Source organism: Breznakia pachnodae, from assembly GCF_030814225.1.
Lineage (GTDB): Bacteria > Bacillota_I > Bacilli_A > Erysipelotrichales > Erysipelotrichaceae > Breznakia > Breznakia pachnodae.
Genome location: NZ_JAUSUR010000003.1, coordinates 330,428 through 351,190 on the forward strand (window position 1 = coordinate 330,428; position 20,763 = coordinate 351,190).

Annotated in this window: 23 protein-coding genes and 1 pseudogene; 21 read left to right on the forward strand and 3 right to left on the reverse strand. The window is 32.5% G+C overall.

Translation table 11 applies throughout. From position 1 onward, the window contains the following. Window positions 1-31 precede the first annotated feature (31 nt). The 7 genes and pseudogenes from J2S15_RS10060 (at window position 32) to rbr (ending at window position 4,665) form a co-directional block, all read left to right on the forward strand. Window positions 32-886: a DegV family protein gene (locus J2S15_RS10060; RefSeq protein ID WP_307407891.1), complete on the forward strand. Its 855-nt coding sequence runs from the start codon at window positions 32-34 to the stop codon at window positions 884-886. Between the two features lie 14 nt (window positions 887-900). Then, complete coding sequence (locus J2S15_RS10065) at window positions 901-1,749, forward strand: DegV family protein (RefSeq protein ID WP_307407892.1); 849 nt, start codon at window positions 901-903, stop codon at window positions 1,747-1,749. 15 nt (window positions 1,750-1,764) lie between these two features. Next, window positions 1,765-2,619, forward strand: a complete 855-nt coding sequence (locus J2S15_RS10070; RefSeq protein ID WP_307407894.1) for a DegV family protein — start codon at window positions 1,765-1,767, stop codon at window positions 2,617-2,619. A 70-nt stretch (window positions 2,620-2,689) separates the two neighbouring features. Further along, a pseudogene (locus J2S15_RS10075) lies at window positions 2,690-2,920 on the forward strand (glycine radical domain-containing protein); the annotation flags it as partial. Between the two features lie 113 nt (window positions 2,921-3,033). Next, window positions 3,034-3,609, forward strand: coding sequence for an RNA polymerase sigma factor (locus J2S15_RS10080; RefSeq protein WP_307407896.1), 576 nt, complete (start codon window positions 3,034-3,036; stop codon window positions 3,607-3,609). A gap of 106 nt (window positions 3,610-3,715) precedes the next feature. Then, window positions 3,716-4,111, forward strand: coding sequence for a Fur family transcriptional regulator (locus J2S15_RS10085; RefSeq protein ID WP_307407898.1), 396 nt, complete (start codon window positions 3,716-3,718; stop codon window positions 4,109-4,111). 5 nt (window positions 4,112-4,116) lie between these two features. Further along, window positions 4,117-4,665, forward strand: a complete 549-nt coding sequence (rbr, locus tag J2S15_RS10090) for a rubrerythrin (RefSeq protein WP_307407899.1) — start codon at window positions 4,117-4,119, stop codon at window positions 4,663-4,665. Between the two features lie 207 nt (window positions 4,666-4,872). On the opposite strand, the gene J2S15_RS10095 is transcribed toward rbr, so the two are convergent. Together J2S15_RS10095 and J2S15_RS10100 are read right to left on the reverse strand one after the other, a co-directional pair. Beyond that, window positions 4,873-5,145, reverse strand: coding sequence for a metal-sensing transcriptional repressor (locus tag J2S15_RS10095; protein WP_307407901.1), 273 nt, complete (start codon window positions 5,143-5,145; stop codon window positions 4,873-4,875). Continuing rightward, window positions 5,145-7,685 (reverse strand): heavy metal translocating P-type ATPase, encoded by a 2,541-nt coding sequence (locus tag J2S15_RS10100; RefSeq protein WP_307407903.1) that lies wholly within the window; start codon window positions 7,683-7,685, stop codon window positions 5,145-5,147. Before J2S15_RS10100 ends, J2S15_RS10095 begins: the two co-directional genes overlap by 1 nt. A gap of 136 nt (window positions 7,686-7,821) precedes the next feature. On the opposite strand from J2S15_RS10100, the gene J2S15_RS10105 reads away from it, so the two are divergent. The 12 genes from J2S15_RS10105 (at window position 7,822) to J2S15_RS10160 (ending at window position 18,107) form a co-directional block, all read left to right on the forward strand. After that, entirely contained in the window at window positions 7,822-8,502 is a 681-nt protein-coding gene (locus J2S15_RS10105) for a LytR/AlgR family response regulator transcription factor (protein WP_307407905.1), read from the forward strand. Between the two features lie 617 nt (window positions 8,503-9,119). Then, a complete protein-coding gene (rsmG, locus tag J2S15_RS10110; RefSeq protein WP_307407907.1) occupies window positions 9,120-9,830 on the forward strand; it encodes a 16S rRNA (guanine(527)-N(7))-methyltransferase RsmG in 711 nt (236 codons plus the stop codon). 2 nt (window positions 9,831-9,832) lie between these two features. Then, window positions 9,833-10,594, forward strand: coding sequence for a ParB/RepB/Spo0J family partition protein (locus J2S15_RS10115; protein WP_307407909.1), 762 nt, complete (start codon window positions 9,833-9,835; stop codon window positions 10,592-10,594). A gap of 12 nt (window positions 10,595-10,606) precedes the next feature. Next, the gene (locus J2S15_RS10120) at window positions 10,607-11,386 is read left to right on the forward strand and encodes a ParA family protein (RefSeq protein WP_307407911.1); all 780 of its coding nucleotides are present in this window, start codon (window positions 10,607-10,609) and stop codon (window positions 11,384-11,386) included. Further along, complete coding sequence (locus J2S15_RS10125; protein ID WP_307407913.1) at window positions 11,386-12,261, forward strand: ParB/RepB/Spo0J family partition protein; 876 nt, start codon at window positions 11,386-11,388, stop codon at window positions 12,259-12,261. Before J2S15_RS10120 ends, J2S15_RS10125 begins: the two co-directional genes overlap by 1 nt. 12 nt (window positions 12,262-12,273) lie before the next feature. Then, window positions 12,274-13,083 (forward strand): endonuclease/exonuclease/phosphatase family protein, encoded by an 810-nt coding sequence (locus J2S15_RS10130; RefSeq protein WP_307407915.1) that lies wholly within the window; start codon window positions 12,274-12,276, stop codon window positions 13,081-13,083. Window positions 13,084-13,105: 22 nt separating this feature from the next. Continuing rightward, a complete protein-coding gene (locus J2S15_RS10135; RefSeq protein WP_307407916.1) occupies window positions 13,106-13,909 on the forward strand; it encodes a hypothetical protein in 804 nt (267 codons plus the stop codon). 32 nt (window positions 13,910-13,941) lie between these two features. Next, entirely contained in the window at window positions 13,942-14,751 is an 810-nt protein-coding gene (locus J2S15_RS10140; protein WP_307407918.1) for a hypothetical protein, read from the forward strand. A 21-nt stretch (window positions 14,752-14,772) separates the two neighbouring features. Continuing rightward, window positions 14,773-15,582 (forward strand): hypothetical protein, encoded by an 810-nt coding sequence (locus J2S15_RS10145; RefSeq protein ID WP_307407920.1) that lies wholly within the window; start codon window positions 14,773-14,775, stop codon window positions 15,580-15,582. 16 nt (window positions 15,583-15,598) lie between these two features. Continuing rightward, complete coding sequence (locus J2S15_RS10150) at window positions 15,599-16,414, forward strand: tetratricopeptide repeat protein (RefSeq protein ID WP_307407922.1); 816 nt, start codon at window positions 15,599-15,601, stop codon at window positions 16,412-16,414. A 115-nt stretch (window positions 16,415-16,529) separates the two neighbouring features. Then, window positions 16,530-17,291: an N-acetyltransferase gene (locus J2S15_RS10155; RefSeq protein ID WP_307407924.1), complete on the forward strand. Its 762-nt coding sequence runs from the start codon at window positions 16,530-16,532 to the stop codon at window positions 17,289-17,291. A 183-nt stretch (window positions 17,292-17,474) separates the two neighbouring features. Next, window positions 17,475-18,107 (forward strand): NAD(P)-dependent oxidoreductase, encoded by a 633-nt coding sequence (locus J2S15_RS10160; RefSeq protein ID WP_307407926.1) that lies wholly within the window; start codon window positions 17,475-17,477, stop codon window positions 18,105-18,107. Between the two features lie 3 nt (window positions 18,108-18,110). Here the strand turns inward: J2S15_RS10160 and J2S15_RS10165 are convergent, their stop codons facing one another. Then, window positions 18,111-18,638 carry a DUF5662 family protein gene (locus J2S15_RS10165; RefSeq protein ID WP_307407928.1) on the reverse strand — a complete coding sequence of 176 codons (528 nt, stop codon included), beginning with the start codon at window positions 18,636-18,638 and terminating at the stop codon, window positions 18,111-18,113. A gap of 110 nt (window positions 18,639-18,748) precedes the next feature. Here J2S15_RS10165 and J2S15_RS10170 point away from each other — a divergent pair, with 110 nt between their 5' ends. Together J2S15_RS10170 and J2S15_RS10175 are read left to right on the forward strand one after the other, a co-directional pair. Next, a complete protein-coding gene (locus tag J2S15_RS10170; protein ID WP_307407930.1) occupies window positions 18,749-19,675 on the forward strand; it encodes an aldo/keto reductase in 927 nt (308 codons plus the stop codon). A 100-nt stretch (window positions 19,676-19,775) separates the two neighbouring features. Continuing rightward, entirely contained in the window at window positions 19,776-20,699 is a 924-nt protein-coding gene (locus J2S15_RS10175) for an aldo/keto reductase (protein WP_307407931.1), read from the forward strand. Window positions 20,700-20,763: the final 64 nt, after the last annotated feature.

Genomic DNA, 20,763 nt, shown 5'->3' on the forward strand with positions numbered 1-20,763 from the left:
TGTATTATAATTAGGATGAGAGGTTAAATATATGGCTAACTATTTAATTGTAACGGATACGACAAGTGCAATGAATTTAGAAATTGCAGAGAAACATGGTATTGAACTGGTACCATTAAGTGTTGTAATCAGTGGTAAAGAGTTTAAAGATTTAATTGATATTAGTAATGAAGTATTATATGAAAAATTACGAGATGGCTTAGTTCCAACAACCAGTCAACCAAGTACTGGGTATATTATGGAAAAGATGGAAAAGTGGAAAGAAGAGAATTATGATGCAATCATTATTCTGACTTGTTCCAGTGATCTAAGTGGAACCAATGCCAACTTCCATATGGTGAAAGAACAGTTGGGTATGGACAATGTTTATGTTGTTGATACACGAAGTGTTGGAGCACCTATTTTGGATGGTGCAATACGTGCAAAAGAAATGGCTGATGAAGGTGCCAGTGTTCAGGACATTTTATTGATGTTGGACAAGAAATACCAAAATCAGTTTTCATTCTTGTTTCCAGAGACATTAACGCAGTTAAAGAAAGGTGGAAGAATTTCTCCAATTGCAGCGAATATGGCTTCGCTTTTAAAAATTAAGCCACTTTTGTATTTAAAAGAAGATGGTAGTGTTGTTGATAAGTTTGGGTTTGCTAGAACAGAAGGTAAAATTGTTCAGTTAATCATTGATAAATTCAAAGATTTGAATGTAAACTCGCTTACAAATAAAATTTATATTTCGCATGCTGACAACTTACGAGGAGCACAGAAAGTTGAGCAGTTGTGTAAGGCATTGTTTGATAATATCGATTGTGAAATAGTAGAGCTTCCTTCGGTACTGACATGTCATGGGGGATTAGGCTGTATAGCAGTGCAGTCGACATTAAAGATCTAAGAGGAGAACTATATATGAAAATAGCAGTTATAACCGATAGCGGGAGTGGAATGAACAAAGAGCAGGCGGAAGAATTAGGACTTCATTTCCTGCCCCTTCAAATTGTTGAAGGTGAACAAGTATATCTAGATGGATTTGATGTTACTTGTGCAGAAGTATTTGATATGATTCGCGAAGAAAAATTATTGAAGACTTCATTACCACCAGTAGGAATGGTGGAAGAATTATTTAAAAAATTAAAAGATGAAGGTTATGAACATGGGATTTTTGTTCCACTAACAAGTGGACTTTCAAGTACGATGCAAAATGTAAAAATGATTGCTGATAACAGTGATTTTGATCTTACATGTATTGAGTGTTTTACAACTTGTCACATTCAACACTATGTTGCTACTAGTGCAAAACGTCTTGTGGATGAAGGTGTTGAATTAGAGGAAATTGTTGCTCGTTTAAATGACAGTATTGCTCACAGTAATACGTTAATTATTCCTGATGATCTGGATCATCTGAAAAGAGGTGGTCGTCTTACTCCATTAGCAGCAGCTTTGGGTGGAATGTTGAAGATTAAACCAGTACTGAAACTGAACGAGTCAAGTGAAGGTAAAATCGATACATTTGCAAAAGTAAGAACGATGAGCAAAGCGATGAAGATGGCAGTTGATACATTTGTGGATGAAGGTATTGATGAAAACTATGAATTAGTTGTGCTTCATACGGATGCACCAGAAAGTGCAGAGGAATTAAAGGAAATGTATTTTAGTAAATATCCAGGAAACAATACAACCTTTGGTTATATTGGACCAGTAATTTCCGTACATACGGGAATTGGATGTCTTGGATTACAATATATTAAAAAAGTTTAAAAAGGAGGATTAGTTATGAAAGTTGCTTTTGTTACTGACAGTGGTACAGGACTGAGCGTAAAAGAAGTAGAGGCATTGGGTTGTTATAGTGTTCCATTACAGATCTCTTATGACGATGTTTCCTTGCTTGAAAATGAGGATATCAATGTTGATGGTGTCTATAAATTAATGCAAGAAGGAAAGATGTTAAAAACATCTTTGGCACCAGTTGGAAAAATAGAAGAGTTATTTACTAGATTAAAAGATGAAGGATATGAAAAGATTTTTGCGGTTCCAATTTGTAGTGGATTAAGTGGAACGATTGATGCTATGCAGATGGTGGCAAAACAAGTAGGAATCGATTTCGATTACTTTGATAACCATGTAACAGCAATGGTAGAAAAATACATGGTTGTTCGTGCAAAAAACTTATATGAAGAAGGAAAAACGCTTGATGAAATCAAAGTGATATTATCAGAAATTTGTGATACTACAAATACATTGTTAATTCCTAATGATTTACATCATTTAAAAAGAGGTGGACGTTTAACTCCGCTTGCTGCAACATTAGGTGGACTTCTAAAGATTAAACCAATTTTAGAAATCAATAAAAAGACCAATGGTAAGATAGATGTATTAGACAAAGTAAGAACAATGTCTAGAGCACTAGATCGTACCGTTGAAATTATGAAGAAAGAAATTCTTGATGGTGGAACAGGGTACAGTATTACGGTTGCTCATGTAGTTGCCGAAGAAGCAGGTAAAGGGTTAATTGAAAAATATCAAGAAGTATTTCCAAATGCAAAATATGATTTGATTAAGCTTGTAAGTGTTGTTGGTGTGCATACAGGACTTGGATGTCTTGCAGTACAATATTATAAACAGTTATAAGTTGGTCAAATCAATTATCATCGTTTACTAAATAGGCTATAATTTTATTATAGAGAGGTATAGAGCTATGAAAGACCGTGTCGATAATTTAGTAACAATGATTGATGGCTACGCAATGAGTGGAGGTCATCACCTAAATGTGAATGTATTTACCAGAGAGACACTTCTTGATGCACAAAAGCATCCGGAGAAGTATCCACAACTTACAATTCGCGTTTCAGGATATGCAGTAAACTTTAATAAATTGTCTAAAGAACAACAGGATGATGTTATAAAAAGGACAATGCACAAAGGAATGTAATACAATGGAAACTGTGAGAAATTGCAGTTTCCTTTTTTGGTGGTTGTAATTATCTATCTATGATATAATATAAATGATTTGGCACTAGATGGCGGGTTAGTGCGGGGGCGAGCATGAATAAACAAGTGAATCGGAGAATTGAAACAGCGTATATCCAAAGGCTGAAAGATGGCGATAAAGCAGCCTTCAGAAAGATATACGAGTTTTATAAGGACTCCATCTATTATTTTGCATTAAAAATTGTCAAGAACAGGGCAGATGCAGAAGAGATACTTCAAGAGACATTTACTGTGGTTTACCAAAGTATTGGAACATTAAAGTCGAATGATGCTTTTCATTCTTGGATTTTTTCGATTGCGTTTAATTTTACACAATCAATGTATCGTAAGAAAGCAAAGCATAATGAGTCTGACGTCGGAATTGATGTAGAAGATTTATTTTGGATTGATAATGAACAAAGAACAATGGTAGAACGCAAAGAAATGTACGATGATGTAAAAACAGAATTAAGAAAATTGCCAGAAAAGTTTAAAGATGTTGGAATGATGAAATATTTTGAAGATCTTACGATTGACGAGATTGCACAGGAATTAGATATTCCAAGTGGAACAGTGAAAACAAGATTACAAAAAATTCGATCAGTTATTCAACCGAAGTTAGTAGAAAAGGGTTACTTTAGTGAAGGTTAACCCTTTCTTTTTGTAAAAATTAAATTAAGAATAATTCTTAATTTGGTCTTGAAATTGAAAAGAGATATGATATAATAAGAATGGTTCTTAGTTTGGAGGTAACGTTATGGCGTACAAACATTCAAAGCAAAGGGATCAGATTTTGGATTATATGAAGAGTTTATCAGATAAGCATGTTAGTGCTGAAGATATTCACCAACATTTTAATCGAGGTGATAAGAAAATATCTTTGGCTACAATTTATCGTAATCTGGGAATTCTGGAAGATATGAAAGAAATCAAAAAGATATCTTTGCCAAATGAAAGCAGTATATATGATAAGACGTGTGAACCACACTATCATTTCTATTGCGAAAAATGTAAAAAGTTGTATGATTTAGATGTACCCTACAAACTGGGATTACATGATGAAGTTAGTGATGATTCTGTTATTGGAGTAATAGACAGTCACGAAATCACATTTAAAGGAGTCTGCAAACACTGCACGAGTAATGGGAGGTAGCAAAAATGGACTTAAAAGGATCAAAAACTGAAAAGAATTTATTAGATGCATTTGCTGGAGAATCAATGGCGAGAAATAAGTATACTTACTTCGCTCATAAAGCACAAGAAGAAGGTATGGAACAAATCGCTGACATTTTCTTAGAAACAGCAAGAAATGAACAAGAACATGCTAAATTATGGTTCGCAGCATTACAAGGTGGAGAAATCCATACAACTGCTGATAACTTGAAGCAAGCTGCTGAAGGTGAAAACTACGAGTGGACTGACATGTATAAACACATGGCTGAAACTGCTAAAGAAGAAGGATTCACTAAGATTGCATTCCAAATGGAACAAGTAGCTAAGATTGAAAAAGGACATGAAGAAAGATACTTAGAACTTCTTAAAAATGTAGAAGAAGGAAAAGTATTCAAGAAAGATGAAGATACAGTTTGGGTATGTGCTATTTGTGGATACCACCACACTGGATTAGAAGCACCAAAAGTTTGTCCAGTTTGTGGATTCTCACAAGCTCAATTTGCTCCAGAAGAAGCAAAATTTACAAACAAATAAGGAGTCTTAGACCACTATTTAAGTGGTCTTTTTTAATTTTCATGACATTTTTGGTCTAATATATTTACAAATTAGTTATAAAGTATTACTATATAAATGTGATAAGTTATAATCGAGACTTATTATGCTAAGTTATGAAAATATTGGATCGCCCTCCAAAAGCCCTTTGTAACTTATAAAAAGGTCATCTTCGCCGATGACCTTTTTCTATTTCGCTAATTTATCTATTACCATTTTTAACTCTTCCATTTTCTCTTTTTGGAAGGTCTCATCATTTGATGAGAAACTGTCACTGACACATCCATCAATATGAGCAACTAGGATTTCTTTGCTGGCTTTATTTAAAATGGCTTGACTGGCAAGAATTTGATTCACAATATCAATACAATACTTGTCATCTTCAATCATTTTAAGAACCCCATCAATTTGTCCTTTCGCTGTTTTTAATAAACGTTCAACCTGTTTTCTGTCTGCTTTCATTATGCACCTTCTTTGATTGAAGTTACTTCATAACCAGCATCATCAACAGCTGATGTAAGCACTGCATCGTCAACAGGTTGATCCATTGTTACTGTTGCGGTTTTGTTGTCTAAATCAACTACTGCAGTTACTCCATCTAATTTGTTTAAAGCATCTTCTACTCGTTTTTGGCAATGTCCACATGACATTCCTTCTACTATCATAACTTTTTTCATCTTTGCTCCTCCTTTAGAAATAGTTACTTCTACGCGTTCGTGTGTTTGTTCTGTTATTTCACTTGTCTGATGTTCAGGTTTGAAAAAGCGTAAACGTAGTGCATTTGATACTACGAACAATGATGATAAACTCATTGCTGCTGATCCAAACATTGGGTTTAGTTTAAATCCAAATGCAGGGTAGAATACACCAGCTGCAATTGGAATACCAATAATATTATAAATAAATGCCCAGAATAAATTTTGTTTAATATTATGTAATGTTGCTTTTGATAACTTAATTGTAGTTACAACATCTAATAAGTCACTGTGCATCAATACAATGTCTGCACTTTCAATCGCAATATCAGTACCTGCACCAATGGCAATACCGATATCTGCTCTGGCAAGTGCTGGAGCATCATTGATACCATCCCCAACCATTGCAACTTTCTTACCACTATCTTTGATAGAACGAATATATTGTTCTTTATCTTGTGGTAATACATCAGAGATAATTGATGTAAGTCCAAGTTGTTTTCCGATTGCAGTTGCTGTTTTATTGTTGTCACCACTTAGTAATACAACTTCTTTGTTCATTTTTAATAGTTGTTGAATTGCTGCTTTACTGTTTGCTTTAATCTTATCAGCTAAAGCGATAATTCCTAGAACTTCATTATCTTTGGTAAAGAATAATGGTGTTTTTCCATCATCTGCAAGATTGCTGATGACTTGTTCAAATGATTGAATATCAATCTTATGTTCATCCATCATTTTTTGGTTACCAGCTAAATAAGTCGAATTGTCTCGTTTCGCTACAATACCTTGTCCAGGTACTTGGGTAAACTCATCCATCTTTACTGCGGATAATCCCTGCTCACTTGCTTTTGCTACAATAGCAGTAGCTAAAGGATGTTCTGAAGCATGTTCAATATCTAATGCAATTTGTAGTAATGAAGTTTCATCACCACTGTTTATATAAATATCACTAACAGTTGGTTTTCCTTGTGTTACTGTTCCTGTTTTATCTAATACAATAACTTCGATTGATTGCATAGTTTCTAAACTTTCTGCATTTTTAAATAAGATTCCATTTTCTGCACCTTTACCAGTACCAACCATAATAGCTGTTGGTGTAGCTAGTCCAAGAGCGCAAGGACAACTAATAATTAATACGGCAATACCAATTGATAATGAGAAACTAGTTGAGTATCCCATTAATAACCATGTGGCAGTTGCTACAATTGCAATTGCAATTACAATTGGCACGAATACTCCACTAACTTTATCTGCAAGTTTGGCGATTGGTGCTTTACTAGAGTTAGCATCTTCTACTAACTGAATGATTTGAGCCAGAGTTGTATCTTCACCTACTCGTGTCGCTTTCATCTTAAAGAATCCTGAGACACTGATCGTTCCACCAGTTACTTTTGCTTGTACACTTTTTTCTACTGGCATACTTTCACCAGTAATTGCTGCTTCATCAATGGTTGAATTACCTTCAACAATCACTCCATCAACAGGAACACTGCTACCACTACGTACAACTAGGATATCACCTTTTTGTACCGTTTCTAGTGGAACTTCCTGTTCTACTCCATCTACTTCAATAATTGCTGTCTTTGGTGCCAAGTTCATTAACTTCTCAATTGAATCATTGGTCTTACCCTTTGAACGTGATTCCAGATACTTACCTACGGTAATCAGAGTAACGATAGTTGCTGCTGACTCAAAGTATAAATCCATATGATACATTTCTACTAAATGCCAGTCCTGATAAGCAAGTCCCTGTCCCATCTGTAAGATTGCATAAACTCCATAGACAATCGCTGCAGTTGATCCAATTGCAATTAACGTATCCATCGTTGGTGCTAAATGAATTAAAGTTTTAAATCCATTAATAAAGTATGAACGATTCAAATAAACAATTACCAATGTAATTAAGAACTGACTCATCGCAAAGTTAATACTATTATGTAATCCACTCAGAAATGATGGTAGAGGAATTCCAATCATATGTCCCATTGCGATATACATAAGTACAATTAATAAAATTACAGATGTCCATAAACGTTTCTTAATTGAATCTGTATCCTTATGTAATTTATTTTCGATTGTTGCTGCTGTTTTAGTTACACCCTGTTGAGAGATTCCATATCCAGCTTTTTCAACTGCCTGTTTGATATCATCTGCAGATGTTGTAGCTTCATCATATTCAATCTGCAATACATTCTGCATTAAATTGACATTTGCTTCTTTTGTACCCGAAAGTTTATTTACAGCCTTTTCCACATGATTTGCACATGCTGAACAGGTCATACCGGTTATATCAAATTTTTGTTTCATATATCCTCCTACACCCTGTGGGGGTATCTAAAGTATAGTCCCATTGTCGAAATAAGTCAATGGGAATGATGAAAGTTGTTTTTATACTTCAAATTGTTTGGAGGTCTAGTGTATAATAGTGCTAGGAGGAAGGTGTATGCTGAAAGTTGTGATTGTTGAACAGGAAAAAATTGCAAAGGATGTAATTTTTTTATTACGCAATGTTTTAAATGATGAGTTTACATTTACTTATTATGAAAGAATTATTGATCTGGTGAAAGATCCAGTAAAAGATTATGATGTGATTATTTTGAATGAAGCATACAATAATATTCGAATTACCAGTGCACTGGAGTTTGATAAAACAAATAGCGTCTTTATTTATCTTTGTCATGAGGGATATGCAAATATGAATAATTCTTATGGACGTGTATTTAGTATTCATAGGATGAATGTTGAAAGTGAACTAATGGAAATTAAAGATTTGATTAATTCCAGATTAAGAAAACACCAGGAATATCTGTTCTCTTATAATGGGATTACATTAAAGTTAAAATTTCATGATATATATTATATAGAAAAAGAAGATAAGAATTTAATTTACTATACGAAAAAAGGTGAGTTCTATGAACGTGGAAGTATGAGTAATAAAGCTAAGGAATTTAGTATTTATGACTTTGTTCGTATCAATAGTGGAATCTTAGTAAATTATGAATATATATTTAAAATAGAAGGCGATGAATTGGAACTTCATAATCATGAACGTTTACCAATTTCAAGATCTAGAAAACCAAAGTTACTGGAGTTTATTCGCTCTAAAACCAATCTTTCCAAATAACATGCAAATCTTGCCACCCCCCTTAACAACTTTATTATTCTATATATAATGTAATTAGAAAGAAGTAGAAAGTGAAGGTGGTAAAGAGAAAAAGTTTATCATTTAATCAATAGAAAGAAAGGACTGAGACCAATGGGAACGTAAGTTAGGTTGAATGAAAAAGATTGTAAAATGATAAGATAAAGCAATAGGAATATATAATTAGGATGTTATGTAGGCTTTATCCTCTGTATTTTATAAGGTGAATATACTCAACAAGTAAAAGGAGTTTTGGAGTATTACGATATTATTACATTAATGACTATAAGTATAGCAAGAAGAAAAAAACGATAATGAAAAATGATAATAATAAATATTTTATCTAAGAGTAGTAATTGAGAAAGGAAATACAAAGGAAGATCAAGAGATAAAATTTAAAGTAAGAAACAAATAAAAGCAGAAAGAACTGCTACGAATTCTTGAGATAGAATTTATATATAGAAGGAGAATAATTTGGAAAATTCAAATAGTTGATAGGGCTCGTTATTGAAGATGAAATAATGGGCCCTATTTTTTTGTTTAAGGTTATATCATATTGTATGTTTTATGATATAATGTTAAACATAAGCGAGGTTATGATGGAAGATAAAAAAAATCAGTTTTTAGAAAATTTAAAGAATCATAATCTGGAATTAAACGAACATCAAAAACAACAGTTTGAAACATATGCAGAAATGCTGATTGAATGGAACCAAAAGATGAATCTTACGGCAATTGCGAAGAAAGAAGATATCTATGAAAAACATTTCTTAGATTGTATTTTAATGTCGTATGCAATTGATATGAAAGGTTCCATGTGTGATGTAGGTAGTGGTGCAGGATTTCCCAGTATTCCACTAAAGATCGTATATCCACACTTAAAGGTGTGGATTGTAGAGCCTTTGCAGAAACGATGTACGTTTCTTAATGCACTTGTGAAAGAGCTGGGATTAAGTGATGTAGTTGTAGTTAATGCAAGAGCAGAGGATTATGTAAAAGAAAAAAGAGAATATTATGATATTGTGAGTGCCAGAGCAGTCGCAAATCTTACTATGCTATCGGAGTTATGTATTCCTTTGGTAAAAGTAGGGGGAGTGTTCGTTGCGATGAAAGGACCCAATATCGATATAGAATTAGAGGAAGCGCAGTCGGCTTTAAAGGTTCTTAAAGGAGAAGTTGAGGCAATCGACTATCAGGATTTGAATGGTCAAATCAGAAATAATCTGGTGATCAGAAAGGTTGGCAGTACTCCAAAGAAGTATCCTAGAGCCTTTGGTCAGATTAAAAAGAATCCATTAAGGAGTAAGTAGGAATGAATGAAGTAAAGCAAATCAACATTAATGATATTGAAATCAACCCATATCAGCCAAGAGCCTTTTTTGATGAGGAATCAATAGCGGAACTGGCAAGTTCAATTGAAGAGAATGGGTTAGTGCAACCAATTACAGTAAGAAGTAAAGGGATGCGTTATGAACTGATTGCAGGAGAACGTAGATTAAGAGCATGTAAGTATCTGAATTATGAAGCAGTACCTGCTTATATTATTTCTTCTAGTGACAGTGAGAGTATGTATATGGCTGTTATTGAGAATGTACAGCGTGAGGATTTGAGTGCAATTGAAGAAGCAAAAGCATATTTAAGAATTATGCAATTAAATAATATGACACAGGGAGAACTGGCTCATAAGATTGGGAAATCGCAACCGGCGATTGCCAATAAGATTCGTTTATTGAATTTGAATATTAATGTTCAAAATGCAATTGAATCAAAATTAGTCAGTGAGCGTCATGCGAGAGCAATGTTGAACTTAGAGGCAGAAGAACAAAATGAATTGCTTTCAAAGATTATTAAAAATAAATGGACAGTAGCACAGACAGAAGCTGCCATTAAAAATAAGGATGAAAAAGAAAAGAAACCAAGAAATGTGGAAAAAGGATATTCTAGAAATATTCAGATTGGTGTGAATACACTGAAGAAAGCATGTGAAATGGTGGAAAAGAGTGGGCTTGGAATTACATTTCAGGAAACCAGTGATGATGAATATGTAACCGTAGAAATAAAGATAAAGAAGTAGAGGGTGTAATTTATGGCAAAAATAATCGCAATATCAAATCAAAAAGGTGGAGTTGGGAAAACTACAACATCAATTAACCTAGCTAGTGGGCTTGGTTATTTAGGTAAGAAAGTATTACTTGTGGATTTTGATCCTCAGGGAAATGCTACCCAAGGAATTGGTGCCAGTGATGCGAACAGTAAATTAAGTGTATATAATTTAATCATGGAAGACTATGAAGTAAATCAGATTAAGAAGAAGATTCAGAATCCACCACTTGATATTGTCCCTGCCAATATTTCTTTAGCTGGTGCGGATTTACAGATGGCACAATATGATACAGGTAAAGAAGAATTATTAAAAGTGAAGTTAGACAAGGTAAGAGATCAATATGATTTTATTATTATTGATTGTCCTCCTTCGTTGGGACTTTTGAATACCAATGCATTAACAGCAGCAGATTCAGTTATTATTCCAGTACAGTGTGAATATTATGCACTGGAAGGGTTAATGCAGTTGTTGCTTACAATTCGCTTAGTACAACAGTTATTCAATGAAAAACTTGAAATCGAAGGTGTTGTATTAACGATGTTTGATGCAAGAACAAAACTTTCTTTGGAAGTTCAACAAGAAGTACGTAAACATTTTAAAGAAAAAGTGTATAAATCGTTTATTCCTAGAAATGTTCGTCTTTCTGAATCTCCTTCAAGAGGAATGTCAATTTTTGAATATGATGTTCGCTGTGAAGGGGCAAAAGCTTATGCTGGTTTAGCAGCAGAAGTAGAAAAAGCTAACCGGGAGGAAAAAGAATAATGAGTAATCAAAAACTAGGAAAAGGATTGTCTGCAATTTTTGGTGAAAATGTTGATGATATTTTAGAAGATATCCAGCAAGGCAAAGTAGAAGGTGTCAGTGATACGACATTAATTGATGTGAAGAAGATCAAACCGAATCCTTACCAACCTCGTAAAGAGTTTGATAAGGCTGCGTTAGAAGAGTTATCACAATCAATTGCTACACATGGAGTATTTACACCAATACTTGTAAAAGAAGCAGTAAAGGGATATGAGTTAGTTGCAGGGGAGCGTCGTCTTCGTGCATCGAAACTAGCTGGATTAAAAGAAATTCCTGCAATCATTGTTGAGTTTAATGACCAACAAATGATGGAAATTTCACTGCTAGAAAATATTCAACGTGAAGATTTGAATGTAATTGAAGAAGCAATTGCTTTATCAAACCTTATTGAAAAGTTAGGATATACACAAGAGCAGTTAGCAAAGCAAATTGGAAAGTCTCGTGAGTATGTAACTAACACGCTTCGTTTATTAAAACTACCAGATAAGGTACAACAATATGTTGTAAACAAAAAGCTTACAATGGGACATGCAAGAGCATTGTTAGCACTTGATGACAAAGAAGATATTCTGTTAGTTGCAAAACAGGCAATTAATGAAAAGTTAAGTGTACGTGCAGTTGAAAAACTGGTAAAAGATGCAAAAAATCCTTATGTGAATAAAAAGAAAAAAGAAGATAAAACATCTGCATATGACGGTGTTGTAAAAGTAATGCAAGAAAAACTGCAGACAAAAGTTGTCGTTGATGACACACAAATCAATATCAAATATCAAGGTGTAGATGATTTAAATCGTATCTTAGAAATCTTAGGATTACTGGAAGAGGAAGAGTAGTCAGTAAAACTGATGAAAGCAATTTATAAAGTAATAACTGTTGCCACTATAATTCTTGTAGTGGCAATTATTGTATTCTGTCTCTGGCGATTTGAAAAAAGAGACTACACGAAAACATTTGATGTAGAAAATGATATTGAGAACGTAGAAACAATTCATGTAGCTACCTACAACGTAAAGATATTAAATAACGGAAATGATTTAGATAAAGCAATTAATGACTTAAAACCATTAGACCTGGATATTATCTGTTTACAGGAAGTGGATAAAAATTCACTTCGTTCAAAAGATATAGATATGGTAAAAGAGATTGCAGATGGTCTGGGAATGGACTACTACTATTTTTATAAATCAATGTGGTTATTAGATGGTCATTATGGTTTGGGGATTATCAGTAAGTATCCAATACAGGAAGTATCTTCACAAGAACTTCCAACTGATTTATTTTCAGAACCTAGAGTATTAGCGAAAGCTGAAATAGTAGTAGGAGATGAAATTATTAATGTATATAATACACATCTGACATGGAAATCATGGAATTATCATACCGATCAGATAGCATATATAAAGGAACATATTGAACGAGAGAATACTATACTGATGGGTGACTTCAATGCTTATTGGGATGAAAACAAAGAAACAGTTTTAGACTTGAATCAAATGAATCATGATCTAAATCCTTATATTACATTTCGAGGTGTTGCATCTCCAGATAATATCTTTTATACAGACGATTTTGAAATGATTGAATCAGGAATGGTTGAAACTAGTTTTTCAGATCATAATTCATTGAATTGTGTATTGAGAATAGTAAAAGAATAATGCATTTTATGGAGGGAATAAAATGAGTGATGAACAAATTGAGTCTATGGTAGATAACTATTTTATAAAATCTATGATAATTACAATAGCAGGGTATACTTTATACGGAATTATCTGTATAACTTATGTATTTATATTGTATCAAACAAATAATAAATCTTTGCTTTTTCTTATGCCTTTTATAATTATGGCATTTCTCTTGGTATTAATATTGATTGCAACGTTTATTTCAATGCAATTACCAATGTTTATTAAAATAATTGATGAGGATTGCGATTATGAATCGTATAAAAAAGCTCTTACATATGGATATGAAAAGAATGGATTTCCTAAGCCCGCAAGAGAGATTATGCTTCAATATTATGTTGATTGTTGTGTGATTGGAGGTAATGTAGGAAGAGTTAGGAATTTTTTTGATGATGAACAGTATCAGAATTTGATGCGAAAGAATATTTTTCAAAAAGAATGGATAAACTTTAGAATTGCGATTATTGAAAATGACGATGAACAATTGGAAAAATCTTATCAGTTGCTAAATGATTTTATAAGTAAAAAAAATAATTCTCGATTTCAACAAATTAAAAAGATTTTAGATATAAAATATGCAGAATATAATCACGAGTATGAAACAGCTATTCAAATAATTGAAGAAACAAAAGCATTTTCAAAATCAGATGAGATTGATTTTAATATGAGAAAGGGAAGCTGTTTATATAAATTAGGAAGATGTTCTGACGCCAAAAGCTATTTAGAATTTGTTTTGGAAAATGGTAATACACTTCCACAAGTTAAAGAAGCAAAAGCGATATTGTTAGAATTAAATTAGGAAGAATAGTTTTACTTTATGGAGGAACTAGAATGAGTGATGAACAAATTAAATCCATGATGGATTCATATTTTATAAAATCTAGAATTGTTGATTTTGCAGGACCTATAGTTTTTATGGCTGCAGTAATTTTTATTTCATCTATATTGCTTTCTTCGCCTAGCGAAATTAATAAATTTATTTTTATTTTTGTCTATCTTATCGCTAATGCGATATTATTTTATTCAGTCAATAAAATAAAACTTAAATTGATTGCTCCAATTAATGCAGTATTAGAAGATGATTGTGATTTTGAGTCTTACAAAAAACTTATTAAGTATGGATATCAAGAGTATTATGATGTGAATATTATTAGGAAGATAATGATTCACGCATATATTAGAATTTGCGATCTTGATAAGGACTCAGAAAAGATTAAAGAATTAATGAATGATAATGTTTTCATAAGATTTAATAAAAGAAACAAGATTTACTTGAATTACTTAGATCTCATAATAGCGTGGCACGAAAAGAATGAATTGAAATTTTCAGTATCTTATCAATGCTTAATTGATAAGATAAGAAAAAAAAGAGGAAGTAAATTTGAGAAATTAAAAAAGGAATTAGATTTTTTATATTTTGCATATGATGGTGATTATAAACAAGCACTTGACATCTTGAATGATACAAAATTAGAGACAAATATTTCGCAAGTGCTTATAGCTTTTAATAAAGGTTTAAGTTTAAATAAATTAGAAAGAAATGATGAAGCAATTGAACAATTAAATTATGTTATAGAGAATGGTAATACATTACCTCAGGTCGAAAGAGCCAAGAAATTATTATTAGAGATAAGTGAATAAACTCAAATTTGGAGGTCAAGTATGAGTGATGAACAAATAGAAGCATTATTAAAAAAGAACTTTCAAGGGTTAGCAAATGTTAAAAGAAATATTTGGTTGGTTGTATTTTTGATGTGTGTTGTGATTTTATATGTTGCAACTCAAGTGAAAGGAAGTCTCATATTAATAATACTCATAGCTTTGTCTCTTTTTATAGTTGTGAAATTAATTAATAATCTATATATTAAAAAATTAAATAAACAGTGGAAAAAAATCGAAAAAATACTATATGATGATTGTGATAGTGAGTTGTTTTATCGAATCTTAGCATTCGCATATGATAATTATTCCCAATCAAAAATTGTAAGGTTAATAATTATAAGTAATTATCTCCAAGCTTGTTTAGCGCAACGAATGAGCAATAAGGCAAAAGAATTATTGAAAGATCCGTTTTTTGTTGAGAGAGTTCTTTTGAAAAATCCTGCTACTGCAGCATATACAAATATGGAAATAGCTGCTATTGATAATGATTCTAAACTGTTTGAAAGTAATTATCAGAAACTAATGGATATGGTTAGTAATAATGATGAGAAGGCGGAAGCTATTTTGAAAATGGTAAATATTGATTATTTGTTTTATAAAGGAAACTATAAACAGTTCTTGGATATTCTTCCGAAAACCGAAACAGATACACAATATGCGAAAGTTACTGTATCATATATGAAGGGTTATGCGCTTTTTCAGTTAAGAGATTATAAAGAAGCAAAAGTTAATTTTGAATATGTTATTGAATATGGAAATACATTACCAATTGTGGAAATGGCAAAACAATTATTAATGAAAATAGATTAATATATGGAGGTTACTTATGAAGGATGAGCAAATAAAGCAAATAATAAATACTTATTATAAGAAGTCAAAACGAACTACTACAATTGTTGGAATTGTAATGTTCTTTATTATATTTCCTCCAGCAATTTTATTGCCAGGATTTATTCCAGAAGATTTCTCAGGAAGAATAGTTGTAATTGCAATTTGTTATATTGTGGTTTTGGTTATTGGAGTGGTTGTTGAAAACAAGATTCGCACATCTTTAACAAACCGTGCAATGTTTCCAGTTACTTCAGTGCTAAATGATCAGTGTGACAGTAAATCTTACCTGAAACTGACAACTGAAGGCTGTCAGAGACGAGAGTATGCTAGAAATGCAAAGAATTTTATGGTTACTTTATGTATAGGGGCAAATCGTATTGAAAATAATCTGAAAAAAGCAAAAGAATTATTTAATGATGCTGAATATCAAAGATATTTAAGACGTGATAAAATTACTGCTGCTTTATTTAATTTTCGATTTGCTATTGATGAAAACAATAATGATGATGTGGAGTTGTATCACTCTAATTTGTTGACATTGATGAAAGGGAAGCAACCTCAATTGGCTAAGAAGGTAGAATTGGATTATACAATTTATAAAAAAGATTATGAAAAAGCTTTATTATTGATGGATGAATTTCCTAATTCTACAAAGTATCGTGAAGTAACACATGCGTATTTAAAAGGGAAATGTCTTTATGAATTAAAACGTAAAGATGAAGCAAAAGTATTCTTTGAAGAAGTAGTTGAAAATGGAAATACACTTCCATATGTAGAGGAGTCAAAAAAGTATTTAAAGCGAATTGGATAATGAAGGATAGACGGTGTTCTATTCTTTTTTCTTGTAATGAAACAACATTGTGACACCTATATATGAATGGTATAATTTAAGTATCATAATGGAGAGTCACAGAGGAGGAAACAGGATGGATTTAATAAGAGTAAATAATGAGAATATTGAAGTGGAACATATTTGTTGTGCAATTTCCAACAACGATGATGTTCAGGTAAAGTCAAAGAAGTCTTGGTTAAAGGAACAGTTTGATAATGGACTTGTTTTTTTGAAGTGTGATGTAAGAGGAAAATGTTTTATTGAGTATCTTCCTGCTGAATATGCGTGGGTACCTGTTGATGCAGATGGTTATATGTTTATTAACTGTTTGTGGGTATCAGGAAAATATAAGGGAATGGGTTACTCAAATCTATTGTTGGAAGAATGTATAAGAGATAGTAAAGAAAAAGGGAAGAAGGGATTAGTAATTTTATCTTCGGCAAAGAAGATGGGATTTCTTTCAGATCCAAAATTCATGAAATATAAAGGATTTGAAAGTGTAGATAGTGCGCAACCATATTTTGAGCTATTATATTTACCATTTGATAAAGCAGCTGAAAAGCCTAAATTTAAAGAGTCATTAAAAGAAGCAAATAAAAAGGAAATGCCTTCAGGGTTTGTAATGTATTATACAAATCAGTGTCCATTTACTGCAAAATATGTTCCTATCTTAAAAGAGTATGCAAAAAATCGTGGTGTTGATATCGAAGTGGTTCATATTGAATCAAAAGAACAGGCAGATAAAGCACCAATTCCATTTACAACATTCTCTTTATTCTATAATGGAGAATTAGTATCTCATGAAATATTGTCAGAGAAGAAACTTGAGAAAATACTTGAAAGTAAAGGATATTAAATATTAATAAATTGTAGAAGTGATGGTCGTAATGATTGTCACTTTTATTATTTTAAAGCTATTTTGATAACATTATATTTAAGGTAAATAGTTTCTAGTTTGTGTAAGGCTACAATTAAATGAATTTGTGCTATCATACTTGTATGGAAAGTAAATAGTTAGTAATTGGAAGGTGGTAATAAGATGAAAATAGCAGTGTTAGCCGCTTCTGGAAAACAAGGAAGAAAACTAGTGGAGGAAGCGCACAATCGAGGTTTGGATGTAACCGCATTTGTTCGTAATGAAAAGAAACAGGTGGAAAATGTTCCAAATATCGTAAAGGATATATTTGATTTAACTTATGATGATATTAAGGATTTTGATGTTATCATTGATGCATTTGGTGCATGGGGTGATGAGAATGTAATTCAACATCAGACATCATTAAAGCATCTAGTGTATTTATTGAAAGGAAAACCAAATCGTTTATTGATTGTTGGTGGAGCAGGAAGTTTATATGTTGACTCCAATCGAAGAGTTCGTCTGATTGATACTCCTGATTTCCCAGAGAGTGGAAAATCACTTGCTGCAAGTATGGCAAAGGCATTTAATCGATTAAGCACACACAAGGATGTGAACTGGACGTATGTTAGTCCTTCTATGATATTTGATGCAGATGGAAAACGTACAGGAGAGTACCAGTTAGGTAGTGATGAATTGTTGAAGAATGCAGATGGTAAGAGTTATATCAGTTATGCTGATTATGCAGTTGCAATGATAGATGAAGCTGAGAATGGAAATCACATTAAAGAAAGAATAACCGTAGGGTCAAAATAAAGATCATTCAATAGCGAATGATCTTCTTTTTATATATTTTACAGTATCATCTAATCCATGTTCACTTAAGTAAGTTAGTAAATGCATAATTAGTTTATCAGTGTTGGGGTGAATCAACACATGATTTCTACCATTTAAATAATAAATCAATGCACTGTCATCACGATAATTCTCTTTTTGGTATATTCTGGACGCAACCACACGGTCACAAAACATTTCGATAACATAGTTCTCTGGCATATCCAAAGGCTTGATTCCATTAGGTCCATTGTCTAACCAATATTCCCAGTGATGTTTATTTCTACCTTTATGGTGTAACCACCCAAGTGAGTATCCTTTTACTTCTTTTTCTTTATCAATAGGACTTCTATTTCCTTGGAAATATTTTACTCCAGAAAGAAATTCTACAGGAGAATATTTTGATAAGTCATGGAGTAATCCCTGTTTGTATAAACCACAGCGAAAACATAGAGCAGTAACCTGAATTTTATGTTTAGTGATTGTTGAAAAATGACCCCATAATTTATTCATAAATGCTCCTTTCAAACAGTGCTATTTTATCATTTATTCACTTCGAAATAAAGTAGTATGAAAAAAGAAAAATATGATATAGAATAAAGGTAAGAAAGTTGGAGGTAAAAATGAAATACTTACAATTAAAAGATGATTTAAAAGTATCTCAATTAGCATTTGGATGTATGCGTATTGCAGGTATGAGTGTTGAAGAATTAGAAGATTTAGTAAAAGTTTCTTTGGACCAAGGTATTAATTTCTATGATCATGCAGATATCTATGGTGGAGGAAAAAGTGAAGAATTGTTTGGAGAAGTTTTAAAACGCAATCCTGATATGCGTGAGAAAATGGTAATTCAAACGAAATGTGCAATTCGCAGAGATAAAGTAGGTTACTTTGACTTTAGTAAAGAACACATTATTAACTCAGTTGATGAAAGTCTAAAAAGACTACAAACTGACTATATTGATATTCTGTTATTGCACCGTCCAGATACATTAATGGAACCAAGTGAAGTTGCAGAAGCTTTTAATGAATTAGAAGCAAGTGGAAAAGTAAAATACTTTGGTGTTTCTAATATGAATTCGATGCAAATGGAATTACTGCAAAGTGGAGTAAAACAAAAGTTATTGTTTAACCAATTACAGTTCAGTCCAATCCATGCTGGAATGGTAACAAATGGATTGTTTGCAAATATGAAGGAAGCACAAGCAGTAGATCATGATGGATCAATTTTAGAATACTGTAGACTTAAAGGTGTAACAATTCAACCTTGGTCAATTATGCAAGCTTCTTGGGAAGAAGGAACATTCCTTGATAACCCAGACTATAAAGAATTTAATGACTGCCTGCAAGAATTTGCTGATCAATATAATGTAAGTAAAACAGCAATTGTAATTGCCTGGATCTTACGTCACCCAGCAAATATGCAACCAATCTTTGGAACAACAAAAAGCAAACACTTAATTGAAATGTGTGCTGGTTGTGATATTGAATTATCAAGAGCAGACTGGTATTACATTTATACAAAGGCAATTGGCAGAATGCTACCTTAAACTCATTCAGACGAATGAGTTTTTTAATCGTCTCAGTAGGAAAAGAAGTGCTTATACAATAAAATAATAGTTGTATAGTAATTTCAAAGGAGGAAAGGAAATGAAATATTTAAAACTAGGAGATGATTTACATGCATCTCAATTAATTTATGGAGTTATGCGAACGGCAGACTTAAGTGTAGAAGAAATGGAAGAACTTGTGAAGACTGCTCTTGATGAAGGAGTGAATTTCTTTGATCACGCAGATATTTATGGTGCACCAGATGATGGAGCATGTGAGCAATTGTTTGGTGAAGTATTGAAACGTCATCCAGAATATCGTAAAAAGATGATTCTTCAGACAAAGTGTGGAATTATGCATGGGTCATATGATTTTAGTAAGAAACACATCTTAGAGTCCGTAGACAAGAGTTTAGAGCGACTACAGACTGATTATATTGATATCTTATTATTGCATCGCCCAGATGCGTTATATGAGCCAGAAGAGATTGCGGAAGCATTTGATGAACTTGAACGAGCAGGTAAGGTAAGACACTTCGGTGTTTCCAATATGCCACCAATGCAAATTGATTATCTGCAAAGTAAGCTGAATCAGAAATTGATTGTAAACCAGTTGCACTTTAATCCAGCACATGCAGGAATGTTAGGCCCAACACTGTTTATGAATACACCAGAAGAACCAGCATATGATCGTGATGGATATATTATTGATTACACAAGACTGCATAATATTACAATTCAGGCCTGGTCAATTTTTCAGCCAACATCAAAAGATGGTACTTATTTAGATAATCCTAAATATCAAGAATTAAATGATTGTCTGGAAAAGTATGCAAAGAAGTATAATGTTGAAAAAAGTGCAATTGTAGTTGCATGGATTATGCGCCATCCAGCTCATATTCAACCAATTTTTGGTACAACTAAAGTGGAGCACTTAAAACAGCTTGCGAAAGGTGTTGATATTGAACTGGACCGATTGGAATGGTATGATATCTACAATCACGCAGTACAGGAAGTACAGTAAACTTACTCGAAAATGAGTAAGTTTTTCTTTTTGAAACTTTTTAACTACTTAGATAGTTTTATTA

What these genes read in the sequence shown, in the direction of transcription:
- J2S15_RS10070 (WP_307407894.1), top strand. Translation starts at nt 1,765, where the DNA reads ATGAAAGTTGCTTTTGTTACTGACAGTGGTACAGGACTGAGCGTAAAA.
- J2S15_RS10165 (WP_307407928.1), bottom strand. Translation starts at nt 18,638, where the DNA reads ATGAATAAATTATGGGGTCATTTTTCAACAATCACTAAACATAAAATT.
- J2S15_RS10105 (WP_307407905.1), top strand. Translation starts at nt 7,822, where the DNA reads ATGCTGAAAGTTGTGATTGTTGAACAGGAAAAAATTGCAAAGGATGTA.
- J2S15_RS10065 (WP_307407892.1), top strand. Translation starts at nt 901, where the DNA reads ATGAAAATAGCAGTTATAACCGATAGCGGGAGTGGAATGAACAAAGAG.
- J2S15_RS10175 (WP_307407931.1), top strand. Translation starts at nt 19,776, where the DNA reads ATGAAATATTTAAAACTAGGAGATGATTTACATGCATCTCAATTAATT.
- J2S15_RS10140 (WP_307407918.1), top strand. Translation starts at nt 13,942, where the DNA reads ATGAGTGATGAACAAATTAAATCCATGATGGATTCATATTTTATAAAA.
- J2S15_RS10145 (WP_307407920.1), top strand. Translation starts at nt 14,773, where the DNA reads ATGAGTGATGAACAAATAGAAGCATTATTAAAAAAGAACTTTCAAGGG.
- J2S15_RS10080 (WP_307407896.1), top strand. Translation starts at nt 3,034, where the DNA reads ATGAATAAACAAGTGAATCGGAGAATTGAAACAGCGTATATCCAAAGG.
- J2S15_RS10060 (WP_307407891.1), top strand. Translation starts at nt 32, where the DNA reads ATGGCTAACTATTTAATTGTAACGGATACGACAAGTGCAATGAATTTA.
- rbr (WP_307407899.1), top strand. Translation starts at nt 4,117, where the DNA reads ATGGACTTAAAAGGATCAAAAACTGAAAAGAATTTATTAGATGCATTT.
- J2S15_RS10120 (WP_307407911.1), top strand. Translation starts at nt 10,607, where the DNA reads ATGGCAAAAATAATCGCAATATCAAATCAAAAAGGTGGAGTTGGGAAA.
- J2S15_RS10155 (WP_307407924.1), top strand. Translation starts at nt 16,530, where the DNA reads ATGGATTTAATAAGAGTAAATAATGAGAATATTGAAGTGGAACATATT.
- rsmG (WP_307407907.1), top strand. Translation starts at nt 9,120, where the DNA reads ATGGAAGATAAAAAAAATCAGTTTTTAGAAAATTTAAAGAATCATAAT.
- J2S15_RS10170 (WP_307407930.1), top strand. Translation starts at nt 18,749, where the DNA reads ATGAAATACTTACAATTAAAAGATGATTTAAAAGTATCTCAATTAGCA.
- J2S15_RS10100 (WP_307407903.1), bottom strand. Translation starts at nt 7,685, where the DNA reads ATGAAACAAAAATTTGATATAACCGGTATGACCTGTTCAGCATGTGCA.
- J2S15_RS10160 (WP_307407926.1), top strand. Translation starts at nt 17,475, where the DNA reads ATGAAAATAGCAGTGTTAGCCGCTTCTGGAAAACAAGGAAGAAAACTA.
- J2S15_RS10095 (WP_307407901.1), bottom strand. Translation starts at nt 5,145, where the DNA reads ATGAAAGCAGACAGAAAACAGGTTGAACGTTTATTAAAAACAGCGAAA.
- J2S15_RS10115 (WP_307407909.1), top strand. Translation starts at nt 9,833, where the DNA reads ATGAATGAAGTAAAGCAAATCAACATTAATGATATTGAAATCAACCCA.
- J2S15_RS10135 (WP_307407916.1), top strand. Translation starts at nt 13,106, where the DNA reads ATGAGTGATGAACAAATTGAGTCTATGGTAGATAACTATTTTATAAAA.
- J2S15_RS10125 (WP_307407913.1), top strand. Translation starts at nt 11,386, where the DNA reads ATGAGTAATCAAAAACTAGGAAAAGGATTGTCTGCAATTTTTGGTGAA.
- J2S15_RS10150 (WP_307407922.1), top strand. Translation starts at nt 15,599, where the DNA reads ATGAAGGATGAGCAAATAAAGCAAATAATAAATACTTATTATAAGAAG.
- J2S15_RS10130 (WP_307407915.1), top strand. Translation starts at nt 12,274, where the DNA reads ATGAAAGCAATTTATAAAGTAATAACTGTTGCCACTATAATTCTTGTA.
- J2S15_RS10085 (WP_307407898.1), top strand. Translation starts at nt 3,716, where the DNA reads ATGGCGTACAAACATTCAAAGCAAAGGGATCAGATTTTGGATTATATG.